Source organism: Streptomyces sp. NPDC048636 (assembly GCF_040650655.1).
Classification (GTDB): Bacteria; Actinomycetota; Actinomycetes; order Streptomycetales; family Streptomycetaceae; genus Streptomyces.
In genome coordinates this window covers 379,929-396,606 of record NZ_JBEZHR010000004.1, presented here as the reverse complement: position 1 = coordinate 396,606, position 16,678 = coordinate 379,929, and the positions used below count along the sequence as shown (strand labels likewise).

General features: G+C 70.2%; 15 protein-coding genes. 5 read left to right on the top strand and 10 right to left on the bottom strand.

Going from position 1 to position 16,678, the window contains the following annotated elements:
* Positions 1 to 32: 32 nt before the first annotated feature.
* Complete coding sequence (locus AB0C66_RS14535) at positions 33 to 2,048, bottom strand: tetratricopeptide repeat protein (RefSeq protein WP_362437149.1); 2,016 nt, start codon at positions 2,046 to 2,048, stop codon at positions 33 to 35.
* Between the two features lie 212 nt (positions 2,049 to 2,260).
* Positions 2,261 to 3,244 carry a peptidase gene (locus AB0C66_RS14530; protein ID WP_362437147.1) on the bottom strand — a complete coding sequence of 328 codons (984 nt, stop codon included), beginning with the start codon at positions 3,242 to 3,244 and terminating at the stop codon, positions 2,261 to 2,263.
* Positions 3,245 to 3,546: 302 nt separating this feature from the next.
* Between AB0C66_RS14530 and AB0C66_RS14525 the strand changes: the two genes are divergently transcribed.
* Positions 3,547 to 4,707, top strand: coding sequence for an amidase domain-containing protein (locus tag AB0C66_RS14525; protein ID WP_362437145.1), 1,161 nt, complete (start codon positions 3,547 to 3,549; stop codon positions 4,705 to 4,707).
* Here the strand turns inward: AB0C66_RS14525 and AB0C66_RS14520 are convergent.
* Positions 4,695 to 5,498: a helix-turn-helix domain-containing protein gene (locus AB0C66_RS14520; protein ID WP_362437144.1), complete on the bottom strand. Its 804-nt coding sequence runs from the start codon at positions 5,496 to 5,498 to the stop codon at positions 4,695 to 4,697. The genes AB0C66_RS14525 and AB0C66_RS14520 overlap by 13 nt on opposite strands.
* A gap of 223 nt (positions 5,499 to 5,721) precedes the next feature.
* Between AB0C66_RS14520 and AB0C66_RS14515 the strand changes: the two genes are divergently transcribed.
* The 4 genes from AB0C66_RS14515 to AB0C66_RS14500 all read left to right on the top strand — a co-directional run bounded on the left by AB0C66_RS14515 (position 5,722) and on the right by AB0C66_RS14500 (position 9,383).
* Complete coding sequence (locus tag AB0C66_RS14515) at positions 5,722 to 6,387, top strand: DUF4097 family beta strand repeat-containing protein (protein WP_362437142.1); 666 nt, start codon at positions 5,722 to 5,724, stop codon at positions 6,385 to 6,387.
* Between the two features lie 48 nt (positions 6,388 to 6,435).
* Complete coding sequence (locus AB0C66_RS14510) at positions 6,436 to 7,392, top strand: ATP-binding cassette domain-containing protein (protein ID WP_362437140.1); 957 nt, start codon at positions 6,436 to 6,438, stop codon at positions 7,390 to 7,392.
* Positions 7,389 to 8,177: an ABC transporter permease gene (locus AB0C66_RS14505; RefSeq protein WP_362437138.1), complete on the top strand. Its 789-nt coding sequence runs from the start codon at positions 7,389 to 7,391 to the stop codon at positions 8,175 to 8,177. Before AB0C66_RS14510 ends, AB0C66_RS14505 begins: the two co-directional genes overlap by 4 nt.
* Before the next feature lie 261 nt (positions 8,178 to 8,438).
* The gene (locus tag AB0C66_RS14500) at positions 8,439 to 9,383 is read left to right on the top strand and encodes a DUF5996 family protein (protein ID WP_362437136.1); all 945 of its coding nucleotides are present in this window, start codon (positions 8,439 to 8,441) and stop codon (positions 9,381 to 9,383) included.
* 111 nt (positions 9,384 to 9,494) lie between these two features.
* On the opposite strand, the gene AB0C66_RS14495 is transcribed toward AB0C66_RS14500, so the two are convergent.
* The 7 genes from AB0C66_RS14495 to AB0C66_RS14465 all read right to left on the bottom strand — a co-directional run bounded on the left by AB0C66_RS14495 (position 9,495) and on the right by AB0C66_RS14465 (position 16,673).
* On the bottom strand, positions 9,495 to 10,490 hold the full coding sequence (locus AB0C66_RS14495; protein WP_362437134.1) for an STM4015 family protein: 996 nt from the start codon (positions 10,488 to 10,490) through the stop codon (positions 9,495 to 9,497).
* A 75-nt stretch (positions 10,491 to 10,565) separates the two neighbouring features.
* A complete protein-coding gene (locus tag AB0C66_RS14490) occupies positions 10,566 to 11,831 on the bottom strand; it encodes an ROK family protein (RefSeq protein WP_362437132.1) in 1,266 nt (421 codons plus the stop codon).
* A complete protein-coding gene (locus AB0C66_RS14485; RefSeq protein ID WP_362437130.1) occupies positions 11,815 to 12,000 on the bottom strand; it encodes a hypothetical protein in 186 nt (61 codons plus the stop codon). The genes AB0C66_RS14490 and AB0C66_RS14485 overlap by 17 nt, the downstream gene beginning before the upstream one ends.
* On the bottom strand, positions 11,997 to 14,090 hold the full coding sequence (locus tag AB0C66_RS14480; RefSeq protein WP_362437128.1) for an ABC transporter ATP-binding protein: 2,094 nt from the start codon (positions 14,088 to 14,090) through the stop codon (positions 11,997 to 11,999). Before AB0C66_RS14480 ends, AB0C66_RS14485 begins: the two co-directional genes overlap by 4 nt.
* The gene (locus AB0C66_RS14475; RefSeq protein ID WP_362437126.1) at positions 14,087 to 14,857 is read right to left on the bottom strand and encodes an SDR family oxidoreductase; all 771 of its coding nucleotides are present in this window, start codon (positions 14,855 to 14,857) and stop codon (positions 14,087 to 14,089) included. The genes AB0C66_RS14480 and AB0C66_RS14475 overlap by 4 nt, the downstream gene beginning before the upstream one ends.
* Entirely contained in the window at positions 14,854 to 15,726 is an 873-nt protein-coding gene (locus AB0C66_RS14470) for an ABC transporter permease (RefSeq protein WP_362437124.1), read from the bottom strand. Before AB0C66_RS14470 ends, AB0C66_RS14475 begins: the two co-directional genes overlap by 4 nt.
* Entirely contained in the window at positions 15,726 to 16,673 is a 948-nt protein-coding gene (locus tag AB0C66_RS14465) for an ABC transporter permease (protein WP_362437122.1), read from the bottom strand. Before AB0C66_RS14465 ends, AB0C66_RS14470 begins: the two co-directional genes overlap by 1 nt.
* Between the last annotated feature and the right edge of the window lie 5 nt (positions 16,674 to 16,678).

The following is a 16,678-nucleotide window of genomic DNA, read 5'->3' as shown; positions in this document are numbered from 1 at the left end:
GGGGTGATCACGCGGCATGGCGAACCGCCGGGTCACACGCCCCCGTTGGCGGCGGCACGTACGATCCGTACGACCTCCTCGGCACTGACCCCGGGACGGTCGAGGGCCTCCGGGTCCTGTGCGCCCGCCTCCCGCAGATGGGCGCGGGCCGCTTCGGTGTCGCCGTGGCGCGCCATCACCCGGGCGTAGAGGCGGTGCGCCGCCCGGTGGCCGGGAGTGCCCTCCAGGATCGTGTCGAGCAGCTGACGGCAGGCGTCATCCGCTTCCTTCTCGTACAGCAGCTCGGCCAGCGCCAGCCGGGGGTCGAAGAGCGAGGTGAGCATGAATCCTGAGTAGCGGGACCGGACATGGCCGTGGATGGCGACGGCGGTACGCAGCCAGGTCTCCGCCTCGTCCAGCCGCCCGAGCGCACGCAGGGTGCGGCCGAGCCAGTACGCGCCCTCCGGCACATCCTCTTCGTACGCGAGTCGCAGCATGGGTTCCGCGTCGGCGGTGTCACCGCGCAGGAACAGCGCGCGGCCGGCCTTGAAGGCGGGCATACCGTGTCCGGCCCGGCCCGCCCGCTGCCACAGGCGGACCGCCTCCTGCTTGTCGCCGTAGTCCTCCGAGCGGTCGCCGCACCACCAGGCCGCCTGACCACTGCCGAGCCGGGCGGCCCGGCGCAGCCAGCGCTCCGCCCCGGTCGTGTCGTCGCTGCGCAGATGGAGCTGCCCGAGTTCATCGGTGGCTTCCCGCGCCAGACCGGGGTTCTCGGTGGCGGGCCGGTAGTAGCTCAGCAGGTGTTCGGTCCGGGCGCCGTGGGCGTCGAGTATCCGGCCGAGGGCGAGCCCGGCCCCGGAGTCACCGGCCGCGAAGGCCCGTTCGTACCAGGCGATGGCCTCCGGCACTTCCCGCTTGCGGGCGAGCAGACCGGCCAGCTCGGTGGCGGCGCCGATATCACCGTCAGCGGCGCGTGGACGCAGGGCGAGCAGCCGCGCCTCGTCCTCCGCACCGAGGATGTTGTCCGGCTCGTCCCGGAGTTCCTCGATATGTGCGAGCCGCTCCTCGTAGCCCTCGCACTCGGACCGCTCCAGCCAGACGTACCCCTCGTCCAGGCGGCGCTGGTACGTGTAGAGCGATCCCAGGTTCCGCTGGGCCGTTGCGTCACCGCCCTCCGCCGCCTTGAGGTACCACTCCTCGGCCGCCGCCAGCTCGCCACGGCCCGCGTATCCGACGGCGTGGACGCGGGCCGCGCGCATGCTGCCCCGTTCAAAGGCGCGCAGGAGCAAGGCGGCCGCCTCCTCGACGCGGCCCTGCTCGCCCTCGATCAGCAGCGCGTGATCCACGAGCGCGTCGTCACAGCCGAGCTCCGCGGCCTCTTCGTAGACCTTCTCCGCGGCGTCGAGCAGCCAGGGGTAGGCGCGGAAGATCTCCGTCTCGTACCGCAGGTCCTCGATGGCGTCGAACGCCTCGTCGGGGTCGTCGGCGTCCGCCACACCGTCCTCGTACGCGGCGATCCGGCTCTCGGCGTCGTCCATGGCGTCCAGCGCGTGCTCGGCGACGTGATCACCGGCGGCGACCGCCTCCCACAGCTGCTCACGGGCTTCGTCCCGGAGGCCGCTCCTGGCCATCAGGATCGCGCCATTGGTGGTGCAGGCCAGGCTGCCGAGTGCCGAGCCACGGCGGTACCACTGCGCCGCCCCCGCCAGGTCTCCGCCCTCCTCGAGCAGATTGGCCAGGCCGAAGGCGCAGTCGCCGTCGTGTTCCGCGGCACCGCGGTACCAGCGCTCGGCCGTCTCCCACTCGCCACGGTCCTTGGCGATGACGGCACGCTTGCGCGCGGCCGCCGCGAGTCCCGCCTCGGCGCCGCGTTCGAGCCATGGCACGGCCTCGTCGATCCGGCCGGTGGCGACGCACAAGTCGCCGTACGCCGCGGCGGCTTCCGGCGCACCGGACCCGGCCGCGGCACAGAGCAGTGGTTCGGCCCCGTCGTGGTCGGCGGCATCGAGCAGCCGGCGCCCCTCGGCGAGGAGCTCTTCGGGGCTTTGGGCCGGGGTGTCCGCACTCAACGACTGTTCCTTGGTCTGGAGATGGCATGGCCGCACCCGCCGGAGCGAGCGTTCTCCCGCAGACTAAGGGATGTCTGATCTGCGCCGTCGCGGCGGTCACCGGGTGGGGTTGCGATCAGCTGCCGACGCCACGCGAGACGCGACGCACGGTGCGGCAGAGGACCGCAACCCCTCGGAGCGCGATCGATCCGTGGTGACCCGCGATCGGTTGCCTAGGAGGTCTGGGCCTTCTCGTACAGGGCCTTCGCCACATCACCGAAGTACGGCCCGAACATCGTGTTCGGCAGGAACACATAGCCGAAGCTGTTCACGGAGACCTGCAACCCGGTGCCGGTGGTCTCGCTGAAGTCGGTGAGCCAGGGGCCGCCGCTGGAGCCGCCCGTCATGTTGCAGCCGAGGCTGTGGTCCTGGGTGAAGAGGAAGTCCTTCGCGCTGTTGCCGCTGCAATAGATGAGCTTCGTACCGTCGTACGGCGCGGCGGCCGGGAAGCCGAAGGAGTACATCTTCTTGTTGTAGCCACCGTTGAACTGGACTCCCTGCGCACCGACGACCGAGGTGAGCTTCTGGCCGTTCAGCGGGGCGACGACGGCCGCGCCCACGTCGTTGTTGATGTCCTCGGTCGCTTCCCACTGCGGGGTGGTGAGTGTCTTGGCCGCGGCCCACTGGCCGTACGGCGCGTTGCCGTTGTTGTAGCCGGGCACGAAGACCCAGTTGGTGTGCCAGCTGCCCTGGTACTTCACACAGTGCCCGGCGGTGATGACGGTGCTGGAGTTCTGGCTCGTCACGGCGTTGCCGGTACAGGAGGCGGTCCGCCCCTGGAAGCTGAAGAACACCCGGCCCGAGGTGGAGACGACGGTCCCGCCACCGGTCCACGGGCCACCGGCCTGCGGGAAGGAGGCGGGGGCGGCGGTGGGTTCGACGGTCGTCGACCGCCCGCCGGTCTCCGGGGCCCTGAGGCGCTTGGCGGCCCGCGGGGTCAGCAGCAGATCGAGCGGGGTGGCCGCGCGCATCCGCTCGGGGGTCCAGAAGGTGCGGGCCTTGTGCTGTTCGGCGGCCGAGGCGGTACGGGCCGCCACCGACGGTCCGGAGACCGGCTCGGGCGGTGCCGCGTTGGCCGCGCCGGGACTGAGGAGGCCGCCTGCGAACAGGGCTCCGACGGCCAGCAGAATGCCCGCGGCGGTGCGATGGCGTCTCACGCATGTCTCCTTCTGCCGTGCCAGGACCGGTCGCGCGTCCGGGCAGGGTGGGGGAACGAAGAGCGGTGCGGATAGACGTGCGTGAGGCAGCGTGCCACGGGAATCTTGACTTGTCAGGCGCGCGTCAATACTTTTCTGGCCGGACGTCATCGGTGCGGCAGGTGGTGATGACGGTCGGGTAACTCCCTTGCGGCCAGGGCGGTGACCCCTTCACATAAGCCACACACGGCGTGCAATATTCCCTCTACCCAGGCATACCTGCGCCGGGGGATAGAGGAGAAACTTCAGTGAAGTCAACAAGATTGAGCCACACGCGGCGCCGAGCGACGATAGTCACGGCGGCTGCCGCCTCGGTCGTCGCGGGAGCGGCCCTGCTGCCCAACTGGAGCGCGGGTGCGTCCACCACGGCCGAGCCCGAGGTGGACGCCAAGACGAAGGCCACGTTCCAGCGGCTGGCCGACGCGGTCTTCACCGACCGTACCAACGCGCTGGTCGACAAGCCGGGCAAGGGGAAGGGGCCGCTGACCGACGGCTTCTCCGGCAAGGTCGCACTCTCCTCCGGGAGCGCCCGCACCGAGGACAGCGCCCTGGGCCAGCTCGGTGAGCGCAGGGACCGGCTCGCGAAGTACGGCGAGAAGTACAGCGAGGGCGGTACCTCCGTCACCCTGGACCGCACCCGGGTCCACGGCCGCAAGGCCGTCGTCAGGGTCACGGAGACCACGAAGCTGGTGTACAAGAAGGTCCGCGGCGATGAGCCGAAGACCACCGGGTTCCAGGCGCACCACGAGCTGACCTTCCGGGCCAATGAGGGCGGCGACTGGCGGCTGACCGGTATCCGGGAGACCGACGACGGCTACCTCGCCGTCAACCAGCCCCTCAAGCCGAAGGGCGTGGCCGCCACCACCGCCGACGACGACATGCCGTCGGCCCCCCGGGCCGCGACCACCCGGCCGGCGCCCGCCAAGCCCAAGAACCTCAATGCCGGTGGCTACGACTACAAGGCGATGGCCGCCTACGCGGAGAAGTACTGGAGCAACTACAACCCGGCCTACCCGAACTTCAACGGGCACGGCGCGGGCGGTGACTGCACCAACTTCGTCAGCCAGTCCCTCAAGGCGGGCGGCTGGAAGCACGCGCCCGGCTATGTGTACGACTACACCAAGTGGTTCGGCAACGCCGACATCCAGTCCGACTCGTTCGTCGGTGTCAACGAGTGGTCCTGGTTCGCGCTGAACTCCAAGCGCGTCACCAGCCTCGCCAACGTCTACCAGATGGACGTCGGCGATGTGCTCCAGGTCGACTTCGACAAGGACGGGTCCAAGGACCACACCATGATCGTCACGCAGCGCAGCGCGCAGGGCGTGCCGTATCTGACGTACCACTCCAGCAACACCTACCGCCGGTCGCTGGCGAGCATCATCGCGTCCTACCCGAACTCCGCGTACTACGCCTACCGCACCTGATCCGCGTCCTCTTGCCAGTCCCTCCGCCCGGCTCCGTCACCGGTCCGGGCGGCGGGGCCCGCGCCGTGATCCGCGGACGTTTCGGCGTTGGTGTAGAGGACCTCGCGGGCCTGCTCCGCGGCGCGGGTGATGCTCTCGCTGACGAAGTCGAGGAAGCGGGCGATGTTCTCGAGGCGGGCGGCGGCCGGGGTGTCGGGGCCGAGGATGCCGACGCCCTGCCGTGCGGTCTCGACGAGCTGGGCATTGGACCGGGCACTGGCCAGCATCGCCTGGTACCAGAGCTCGTCGTCCACGATGTAGCGCTCGCGGCGGCGTTCGTCGCGCTCCCGGCGGACCAGGCTCTGGCTCTCCAGAAACGTGATCGCCTTGGAGATGGACGCCGGGCTGACCCGGAGACGCTGGACGAGCTCGGACGCGGTGAGGCTGCCCGCGTCGGTGGTGTAGAGGCAGACCAGCACCCGGGACATCATCTTGGGCACGCCCGACTGCATGAGGACAGTGGTGAAGACCTCCTCGTACTCGCGCACGGCCTCGGCGTCGCGCCCGTGGGCCTGCGCGGGCGCCTCCGCCCCCTGGGGCGTGGCCTGCCGGCGGCGGTGGGCGCGGCGTTCGGTGGCGCGATGGGCCAGATCGGCGCGGTAGGCGGTGGGGCCGCCGTTCCGCATCACCTCACGCGTGACGGTGGAGGTCGGACGGTCGATACGTCTGGCGATCTCCGCGTAGGGGAGGCCGTCGGCCAGCCCCAGCGCGATCTGCTGACGTTCCTGCTGGGTGAGCCTGCCTCCCGGCATCGTGTATCTCCTTCGCGCTCCGCAATGCCCTCAGCGTAGCGTCCACTTCTGCTCGTTGCAACGAAACGGTGCGCCGTTGTTGCGTTAATCTCCAGACCTATTGCAACGATTGCAAGGCTGTGAGCTGGAAATATATAGGCTGCATGCAACGAAGAGCTTGAGGGATTCGTGAATGCAACGTAGCGTTTCTGGTGTTCGAAACAACGAGCAACGGGAGAGCACGATGCAGACCTTCGACACCACCGCCCCGATCACCGCCGTCCTCGACATCCCCGCGGGACGCGTCCAGTTCATCGCCGCCGACCGGGCCGACACCGTGGTCGAGGTGGTGCCCGCGGATGCCTCGAAGGGCCGCGATGTGAAGGTGGCGGAGCAGACCAGGGTCGAATACGCCGACGGCGTCCTGCGGATCGAGGCCTCGGCGAAGAACCAGTACCTCGGCCCCTCCGGATCCATCGAGGTGACAGTGCGGCTGCCCGCCGGTTCCCGGGTGGAGGCGAAGGCGGCCAGCGCCGAGTTCCGGGCCGTCGGACGGTTCGGCGACTTCGTCTTCGAAGGCTCGCACGGCTCGATCAAACTCGACGAGGCCGCGAGTGCCCGCCTCACCACCCTCGACGGCGATATCTCGGTCGGCCGCCTCAACGGCCCCGCGGAGATCACCACCGGAAGAGGCGCCATCCGTATCGCCGAGGCCATGCGCGGCATGGTCACCCTGCGCACCGAGGCCGGTGATGTATCGGTCGGCGCCGCCCACGGAGTCTCGGCCTCACTGGACGCCGGCACCAGCTACGGCCGGATCCACAACGCGCTCAAGAACACCGAGGGCGCCGCCGACTTGACCATCCACGCGACCACCGCCTACGGCGACATCGCCGCCCGCAGCCTCTGACCCGAAGCCACCGAGCGGCCACTGAGCAGCCACTGAGGAGCACCCATCATGACCAACCTGGCCATCGCGGCGAACGGGCTGCGCAAGTCCTACGGCGACAAGGTGGTACTCGACGGAGTCGACCTGGCCGTCCCGGAGGGAACGATCTTCTCCCTGCTCGGCCCGAACGGCGCGGGCAAGACCACCGCCGTCAAGATCCTCTCCACGCTCATCACCGCCGACGCCGGTGAACTGCGCGTCGGCGGCCACGACGTGGCCGCCGATCCGCAGGCGGTGCGCGCCTCGATCGGTGTCACGGGCCAGTTCTCCGCCGTCGACGGCCTGATCACCGGCGAGGAGAACATGCTCCTCATGGCGGACCTGCACCACCTCTCCCGCCGCGAGGGCCGTCGCACCGCCACCGAACTGCTGGACCGTTTCGACCTGGCCGAGGCCGCGTCGAAGCCGGCCGCCACCTACTCCGGCGGAATGAAGCGCCGCCTGGACATCGCCATGACGCTGGTCGGCAACCCGCGGATCATCTTCCTCGACGAGCCGACCACCGGCCTCGACCCGCGCTCGCGCCACAACATGTGGCGGATCATCCGCGAACTCGTCTCCGACGGCGTCACCGTCCTCCTCACCACGCAGTACCTGGAGGAGGCCGATGAACTCGCCGACCGGATCGCCGTGCTCAACGACGGCGAGATCGCCGCAGAGGGCACCGCCGAGCAGCTGAAGCGGCTCATCCCCGGCGGACATGTCCGCCTCCGCTTCACCGACCCGACCGCCTATCAGAGCGCCGCCGTCGCCCTGCGCGAGGTCACCCGGGACGACGAGTCCCTCGCCCTCCAGATCCCCAGCGACGGCAGCCAGCGTGAGCTGCGCTCCCTCCTCGACTGGCTGGACTCGGCCGGTATCGAGGCGGACGAGCTGACCGTGCACACCCCCGATCTCGACGATGTGTTCTTCGCCCTGACCGGCGGCGCCGACGTCACCAACCAGCCCAAGGAGGCCGTCCGATGAGTGCCCTGTCCCTCGCCGTACGCGACTCGACCACGATGCTGCGCCGCAACCTGCTGCATGCGCGCCGCTATCCGTCCCTCACGCTGAATCTGCTGCTCACCCCGATCATGCTGCTGTTGCTCTTCGTCTATGTCTTCGGCGATGTGATGAGCGCGGGCATCGGCGGCGGTGCGGACCGCTCCGAGTACATCGCGTATGTCGTCCCGGGCATCCTGCTGATGACCATCGGCGGCACCGTGGTCGGGACCGCGGTGTCCGTCTCCAACGACATGACCGAGGGCATCATCGCCCGCTTCCGCACCATGGCGATCCACCGCGGTGCGGTGCTCGTCGGACATGTCGTCGGCAGTGTGTTGCAGTCGGTCATGAGCGTGGTCCTCGTGGGCGCCGTCGCCGTGGCCATCGGCTTCCGGTCCACGGATGCCGGAGTCCTGGAGTGGCTGGCGGCGTTCGGGCTGCTCGTGCTCTTCGCCACGGCGCTCACCTGGGTCGCCGTCGGCATGGGCCTGATCAGCCCGAACGCCGAGGCCGCCAGCAACAACGCGATGCCGATGATCCTGCTGCCGCTTCTCTCCAGCGCCTTCGTCCCGGTCGACGCGATGCCGGGCTGGTTCCAGCCGATCGCCGAGTACCAGCCGTTCACACCCGCCATCGAGACGCTGCGGGGGCTGCTGCTCGGCAGCGAGATCGGCGGGAACGGGTGGCTCGCGGTCGTCTGGTGTCTGGGGCTCGCGGTGCTCGGCTACTTCTGGTCGGCCGCGAAGTACAACCGCGACCCGAAGTAGCCGCCGTGGCAGCGCGGGCCGCCTCCCGCGAACCGTCCCGCCCGAGGGCGGCGTACCCCGACACCGCGTCGGCGTACGCCGCCCCGTCGGCGTCCACGCCGTGGGGCCAGTGGCATGGTCCGACCGGGTGGGAACGCCGGGGCATCGGGGTGACCCGGTCCAGCTGGACGAAGTGCCGTGCCCGTCCCGCGTGGTCATGATGGTCATCAGGCCCCGGGCCGGCCGTCAGGAGCGCCGGGCGGGAAGCGGAAGGTGCTGACGATGGAGCTGTTCCCGCCGATCCCGCTCGCCGAGTGGCGTGACACCAAGGAAACGGTCCACCGCTTCGCACAGGTCGTCGGGAAGATCCGCCTCGCGGCGAGCGCCCGGCGCAACCACTGGTGGAACGTACCGTTCCATCTCACCGGGCGCGGTACCACCACCCGGCCGATGGGACAGCTCGACGGTAACCCGATCTTCACCATCGACTTCGACTTCGTCGGACATCAGCTGATCGTCGCGACGCTGGACGGCCGGACGATGTCCATCCCGCTCATCGGCCAGTCGGTGGCCTCCTTCCACCACACGCTCCTGGACGCGCTGGGCGCGCTCGGCGTCCGGGTGCGGCTCGACATCCCCAGGCCGTTCGACCTGCCCGACACCGCCCGGCCATTCGCCGAGGACACCGAGCACCGGACCTACGATGCCCGGCACGCCCACCGCTACTGGCAGGTGCTCAGCCAGGTGGCCTCGGTGCTGGAGGAATTCGCGGCGCGCTTCTCGGGGAAGGTCAGCCCGGTGCACCACTTCTGGCACACCTTCGATATCGCCCACACCCGCTTCTCCGAGCACCACGTCGACCAGCCGCCGCAGGTCGACCCGGTGACCCGGGAGGCGTACTCCCGGGACGTGATCAGCTTCGGCTTCTGGTTCGGGGACGACGTCTTCGCCGAGCCCGCGTTCTACTCCTACACCGCTCCGGAGCCCGCGCGGCTGGCCGAGGAGCCCCTCGAGCCCGCGGCGGCGCGCTGGGCCGCGCGGGACGGCAGCCACCTCGCCGTACTGCGGTACGACGACGCCCGGGCCGAGAGCGATCCCCGCGCCGCCGTCCTCGCCTTCTACGAAAGCGCGTACCGGGCCGGTGCCGGGCGGGCCGGATGGGATATCGAGCGGCTGGCCTGCCCCGGCGGAGTGACGGACCCGCAGCTGGCCGGAGGCCGGGGCTGAACCCCTCGGGCCGACGGCCGGGCGCAACCGCGGCCCGGCGCCGTACTCGCCGTCCCGATGTTCCAGAACCAGTTCTCGCCGGGCTCGAAGCCGCGCACGGCGCGGCGCGCGTCATTCGGCGACGGCGACGTAGCGGAACACCTCCCCGGTCGGCAACACCTCCGCCTCCTGCCCATCCGAGAGATCCACCTGGACGCCGTGCCGCTCCAGCGCGGTGCGCACCCGGTCCGCCATCTCCGCGCTCAGATAGTGGTGATGGAGGTTCAGCCGCCTCAGATGGTTCAGCGGCTGACCGCCGAGCAGCGCCTCGGCGCCCGCGTCGCTGAGTGTGCCCAGGGACAGATCGAGGGCGGTGAGCCGGGGAACGACCGGGGAGGAGGCCACCGCGACCGCGATCTCGTCCTGGAACTCACTGTTCTGGAGGCCGAGGTGGCGCAGTCCGGGGAAGCGGCCGTCGGCCAGGATCGGAGCGAGGTCGGCCATGGTGGCGTCGCACCCGTAGTACTCCTCGCCCAGCCACAGCGCGAGATGTTCCAGCCGGGGGAGTTCGCTGGCGGCCACGTTCCGTACGAGCTCACCGGAGAGTCCACCGGATTCGAACCGCAGCGCCCGCAGCCGCCCATGGCGCACCGGACGGAAGGACAGCTGCCCCATGTCCTCCTGGTGCACCGAGCAGCCGCGCACGGTGAACTCCTCGAGCAGCGGGAACGCCTCCAGCAGCGGGGTGACATCGCACATCCGCAGAAAGGACAGGTCGCTCTCCTCGGGGGTCACATCGCCGAGGAAGATCCCCCGCAGCGCCGGCAGCCGAGGGGCGGAAGCACACAGCAGGTCGACGACCGATCGTGCGCTCTCGTGGTACGCGTACGCCTCGCGATCGTCGATCACCGCATCGTGCCACCAGCGCCCGATGACCACCGCGCGGACCTCGGCGGCCGACACGGTGTCCAGGAACGTGTGCCACAGCCACGCGAACGGCTCCGGCGCCGCCTTCCAGTCGTAGGACAGCCGCCAGGCGACGGTGTCCGTCGGCGGCAGGTCGGTGGAGCCGGGCTCGAATTCGGCGAGCGGAAGGGAGGCGAAGGTACCGAGCTCCTGGAAGTACACGGGAAACGAGCCTCTTCTGTCGGGTCATCTCGGATGGTCTGTGGCGGTCGGGCAGCGGGTCCCTCGGCTGCGGCGTCAACCGCCGGTCGGAGTGCGCAGCATCGCTACCGGATCGGAGAAGAAGGAGTGCATCGGCAGGCTGCCCGATCCCCGGACCAGGGCGCCTTCGCCCAGACCGGTGGGCACGATGCGGTCGGCCGCTTCGGGGCGGCTCAGCCGGTCGGCCGCCGCGGCACGGAGCGAGTCGAGATGTTCCGGGGTCTGTAGCAGACCGCCGCCGAGGACGAGCAGATCGGGGTCGAACAGATCCAGCACGATACCGGCGGCGATGCCGACGAACTCGGCGCGCTCCCGGAGCAGTTCCGCGGCCTCCGCGCTCCCGGACCGGGACTTCGCGACCAGTGATTCGAAGGAGGCGTTCGGCCGCACGAGGCCCGCCCGGCGCGCCCGTTCGAGCACGGCGACGTCGCTGCCCAACGCCGCCAGGCAGTCGCCGCGTCCACACCGACACTGTGTGCCGTCGACGGAACGCCCCAACGGGAGGTGGTCGATGGTCCCCGCCGCGGCGTCGTGGCCGAGCCGTGGACGCCCGTCGACCATCAGACCCGCGCCCACGATGTTGCCGATGAACAGGAAGAGTGAGGAACGGGTGTCGCGCGCGACACCGAGGTAGGTCTCGGCCAGGGCCATCGCGCGGACACTGCTGTCGACGAACACCGGATGATCCCCGATGTCGAGTTCGTCACGCAGCCGGACGTCCTTCCAACCGATGAGGGGGTGGTCGACGACCACCCCCGTATGGGGATCGACGCGGCCACCGGTGGCCACCCCCGTGCCCAGGATCCGGTCCGGCCCCCCGGCCAGTACCCGGAGCTGGTCGCGCAGTTCCCGGGCCTCGCGCAGGATGGCCTTCCGTGTGCGTCCACGGTGTGTGACCGCGTGTTCCACGACCACATTGCCCGCGAGGTCGAGGAGGCCGCCGGTGATGCGCCGCATACCGATGTGGATACCGACGAACCGGTAGTAGGAGGTGTCGAGGGCCACGGGTACGCGGGGTCGCCCGATATCGCCTCCGCACACCGCGCCGAGTTCCACCACCATGCGGGCGCGTGCCATCTGGGCGGTGATCTTGGTGACGCTTGTCGCGCTGAGCCCGGTGGCGTGTGCGATCTCCGAGCGTGCCGCCGGGCCGCGGTGCAGCAGTGTCCTGGCGACGAGTGCCATGTTGCGGCGGCGCAGGCTCTCGGGACCGGTGTCGGAGGAGCGCGCCACCTTGGGCGGCGGGCCGCCGTCGGGGCGTGCGGGGTGCTCCTGGCCGTCGGCGTCAGCGGAGTACATCATCGCCCCGCATCAGGTCGATCTCGGCACGGGTGGGTAGCCCCTCCCAGTCGCCACGGCCCATTCTCGAAGACACCATCGTCTCGCCGTATGTGATCAGGTCGACGGTCACGATACCGCGCCCTTCCAGATGTGCGTCCTGGACGGTGCGTACGGCGGCGGCCGCCGTCATGACGGCTCTCCTGACGGGGCCGCCACCGGAGTCCGCGTCATAGCGGCCCCGCCGCCGGTCAGTTCACCGGGGAAGTGGCACGCGGTGTACCGGCCGGGCGCCACCTCGGTGAGGGACGGGCGCTCGGTGGCACAGATGGTCCGCTCCGGCCTGGCACGCGGCCCGATCGGGCAGCGGGTATGGAACCGGCAGGCGGGCGGCGGGCTGAGGGGGCTCGGCACGTCGCCGGTCAGCACGATGCGCTCCCGGTTCCGCTCACGCACCGGATCGGGCTCGGGCACCGCGGACAGCAGACTCGCGGTGTACGGATGCCGCGGGTCCGCCGTGACCTCCTCGGAGGGACCCGACTCAACGATATGGCCCAGGTACATCACCATGATCCGGTGCGAGATATGCCGTACGGTCGCCAGGTCGTGGCCGATGAAGAGGTAGGCGAGCCCCAGACGCCGCTGGAGGTCCTGGAGCAGATTCACGATCTGCGCTTGCAGCGACACATCGAGTGCGGAGACCGCCTCGTCACAGACCAGCAGCCGCGGATTCACCGCGAGAGCGCGGGCGATGACGATGCGCTGCCGCTGGCCGCCGGAGAACTCATGGGGGTAGCGCGACGCCACGCCCGGGTCCAGACCCACCAGTTCGAGGAGGTCCGCCACTCGCTTTTTCGCCTCGTCGCCCCGCGCGAGCCGGTGCACCACAAGAGGTTCGCCGACGGCGTCCGCGACGGTGAGGCGCGGGTTCAGAGACGACATCGGATCCTGGAAGACCAACTGTGTCCGGCCGCGGTACCACCGCAGGTCGCCACCGCGCGGCACACCGACGTCCCGGCCCTCGTAGCGCACCGTCCCCGAGGTGGCCGGATGGATCCCCAGCAGGGTCTTGGCGAGTGTGGACTTCCCGCAGCCCGACTCGCCCACCAGGCCGAGTGTCTCACCGGGTGCGATCGAGAAGTCGATGCCGTCGACCGCGCTGACATGGACGGTCTTCCGGCGCAGTGATCCGGTGCGCGTCCTCACCGGAAACGTCTTCACCAAGCCCTCCACCGCCAGCAGTGGCTTTTCGCCACCGCGGTCGGCGAGGTGGTGCGCGGCCGGTGTCACCGGGGGAGGTGGTGGCAGTACACCCTCCTGACCGGAGACCCAGCAGGCCCACTCCCGGCCGTCCTCATCGCCGAAGAGAGGTGGCTGCTCGTGGCACCGCTCCACCGCCGCGACGCAGCGTGGTGCGTAGGCGCAGCCCGGTATGGGGGCGATGAGGTCCGGCGGGCGCCCCTCGACGGGCACCAGCGGGAAGTGGCGGGAGGTGGTGAGGTGCGGTGTCGCCGCGAGGAGAGCCCGGGTGTAGGGATGCCGGGGCCGGGCGAACAGCTCGTCGACCGGCGCCTGTTCCACGATCCGGCCGCCGTACATCACCGCCACCCGCTGGCAGGAGCGTGCCACCACACCGAGGTTATGGGTGATGAGCACGATCGCCGTGCCCAGATCGCGGTTGAGCTGAGCGAGCAGTTCGAGGATCTGCGCCTGGATCGTGACGTCGAGCGCGGTGGTCGGTTCATCGGCGACGATGACGTCCGGCTCGTTGGCCAGTGCCATCGCGATCATCACCCGCTGGCGCATCCCGCCGGAGAAGGCGTGCGGATAGTCCGCCAGCCTGGCGCCGGGGTCGGGAATGCCGACGCGCTCCATCAGTTCCAGGGCGCGGGCCCGGGCCCCCGCACCGGTGAAATTGCCGTGGGCGAGCATCGCCTCGACGAGTTGGTCACGCACGCGCATCACCGGGTTCAGCGACGACATCGGATCCTGGAAGACCATGCTGATACCGGCCCCGCGGACCTCGCGCATCTCCCGGTCGGAGAGGGCCAGCAGATCCCGCCCGCGGTAGATCACCTCACCGGAGACGATGCGCCCCGGTGGCCGGACGATGCGCATCAGGGACATGGCGGTCACCGACTTGCCCGAGCCGGACTCACCGACCAGGGCGAGCGTCTCACCGGCCCGGACGTCGAACGTCACACCGCCGACCGCTCGGACGACACCGCGCTCCGTACCGAAGTGGGTGGCGAGGTCGCGTACGTGGAGTACGGGGTCGGTCATGAGCGATCCTCCTCGGGAAGCCGGGCGAGCAGTCCACCGTCCACGGGAAGGACCGCTCCGGTGACGAACGAGGCGCCGGGCCCGGCGAGGAACGCGACGCAGCGCGCCACCTCCGCCGGTTCACCGGCCCGGCGCAGCGGATACCGGTCCACCACACCGGCCAGCCGCGCGGGATCGCGCCAGATGCGGGCATTGCGCTCGACCGCGACAAAACCTGGTGCCACGGCGTTGACCCGCACCCCCCGTGGCCCCCACTCGACCGCCGCGTTGCGGGTGAACGCCACAAGTCCCGCCTTGGCCGCGGCATACGCGCCGAAGCCCGGTACACCACCGAACGCGTGGACGGAGGTGACGTTGACGATGGAGCCGGGACGTGAGTCCAGGGCGGCCGTGAACCGGCGGCTGAGCGCGACCGGTGCGTGCAGCGAGACGGCCAGGGTGCGTTCCCAGCCCTCGCCGGTGCTGTCCAACAGAGTCGCACGCTCCTCGGCGAACGCGCAGTTGACCAGTACGCCGAGGGTGCCGGGCAGGGCCGTGGCGGCCTGGAGGCACTCGTCCTGCACGCCGGTGTCGGCGATGTCCCCGACGACCGCGCGCCACGACGTGTCGGCGGTGACCGCGTCGTCGATGTCGACGGCCACGATCTGGCTGCCCAGCTCCTGGAGGTGGGTGGCGATGGCGCGGCCGATCCCATGTGCCGCGCCGGTGACGATGCTGGTGATGCCGTCCAGGGTGGCCATCTCGGCTCCGCGTGAGTACGTGTTCATCGGCGCAGCAACCCTCGGTTGAGGCCGTCGGCGATGAGGTTGAACCCCAGCACCAGCGCGGTGACCACGACGATGGGGCCGAGCGCGTACCACTGGTTCTGGTTGAGGAAGCTGGCGCTGGTCCGCAGCAGCGATCCCAGCGAGGGCGCCGGAGGGCGGATACCGATACCGACGAAGCTCATCGCGCCTTCGATGAACACCGCCATGGACAGGCTGAGGGCCGCCTGCACGATCAGTGCGTCCAGCGCGTTGGGAAGGATGTGGCGCAGCAGCACCCGCGCCCGGCCCGCGCCGACGACCTCGGCCGCGACCACGTAGTCGCGGCCGCGCTGGGACCGCACCGCCGACCGCGTCAGCCGCCCGAACACCGGGACGTTGACGAGGACCACGGTGACCGTGATCGCCATCATCCCGGGACCGATGGCGGTGGCGGACACGGCGACCCCCAGGACGAGGGCGGTGAAGGCGAGCATGACGTCGAAGAGCCGCTGGACGATGGAGTCCACGAAGCGGTGAAGCCCGCACAGCAGGCCGAGGAGGGTGCCGAGCAGGGCGCCGAGCGGAACGGCGGCACCGGCGACCACAACATCCTGCCGGATGCCGTAGAGGACGCGGCTGAAGACATCTCGTCCGAACTCGTCGGTGCCGAGCAGATGCGCCGAGCTGACCCCGGCGAAGCTGTCGCCGCTCTGGGCGTCGACGCCGTACGGCGCTGTCCACGGCGCGAGGAAGCCGAGGGCGAAGAGCACCGCGACAAGGGTGATCCCGGCGATCGTCTCGGGATGGCGCAGCGCCCTGGCCCAGCGGGACCGTTCGGCGGCCATCGGGGCGGTGGCGGTGGCGGTCGGGGTGGTGGGTACGGCGGTCATCACGCCTCCAGTCGGACGCGCGGGTCAACGGCGGCCTGGGCGAGATCGGTGAGGGTCTGGACCACGACGAACACGGCGACGGTGAACAGCAGCAGATCCTGGACGAGGACGTAGTCGCGGTTGAGAACCGAGGTCACCAGCAGGTCCCCGATACCGTGCCAGCCGAAGATGGCCTCGACCACGATGGCGCCGCCGAGGAGTTGGCCGACCTGGATGCCGAGCACGGTCAGGACCGGGGGCAGTGCATGCGGAATCATATGTGCCCGGACCAGCCGACCTCTCCGCAGCCCCTTCGCCAGGCCGGTGCGGATGAACTCCTCGTCCTGGACCTGGCGGATGGAGGCGGCCAGGAATCTCGCGAGGACCGCGGCGGTGGGCAGGGCGAGACACACCGCGGGCATCAGCAGGTACTGGACGGCGATCTCGGGATCCTGGGCGAGGGGCATATAGCCACCCGCGGGGAGCACTCTGACCGTCACGGCGCAGAGCAGGACCAGAAGCACACCACTGACGTACGGCGGGATCGCGAAGGCGAGGGAGACCAGCGCACTGGTGAGCTTGGTCAGCACCCGGTTGCGGCTGACACCGAGGACGATCCCGGCGGCGCCACCGAGGAGGACCGCCACGGCGAGTGCGCCGAGGGTCAGGGTGACCGTCTGGCCGAGTGCGGCACCGATGGCCTCGGCCGCGGGTTGCCGGCGGACGTAGGAGGTTCCGAGGTCGCCCGTGAGCAGACCGCGCATCCACCCGAGGTACTGGGCGACGACGTTCTGGTCCAGGCCGAGGTCATGGCGTACCGCCGTGACCGTGGCGGGGGTGGCGTCGGGCCCGGCCAGGACGTCCGCCGCGTCGCCTTTCGCGAGCCGGGGAACGGTGAAGACCAGCACCGACGCCACTGCCAGCACGAGGACCGCCGAGGGCAGTCGCTTGAAGGCGTATCGCAGCATCGCGG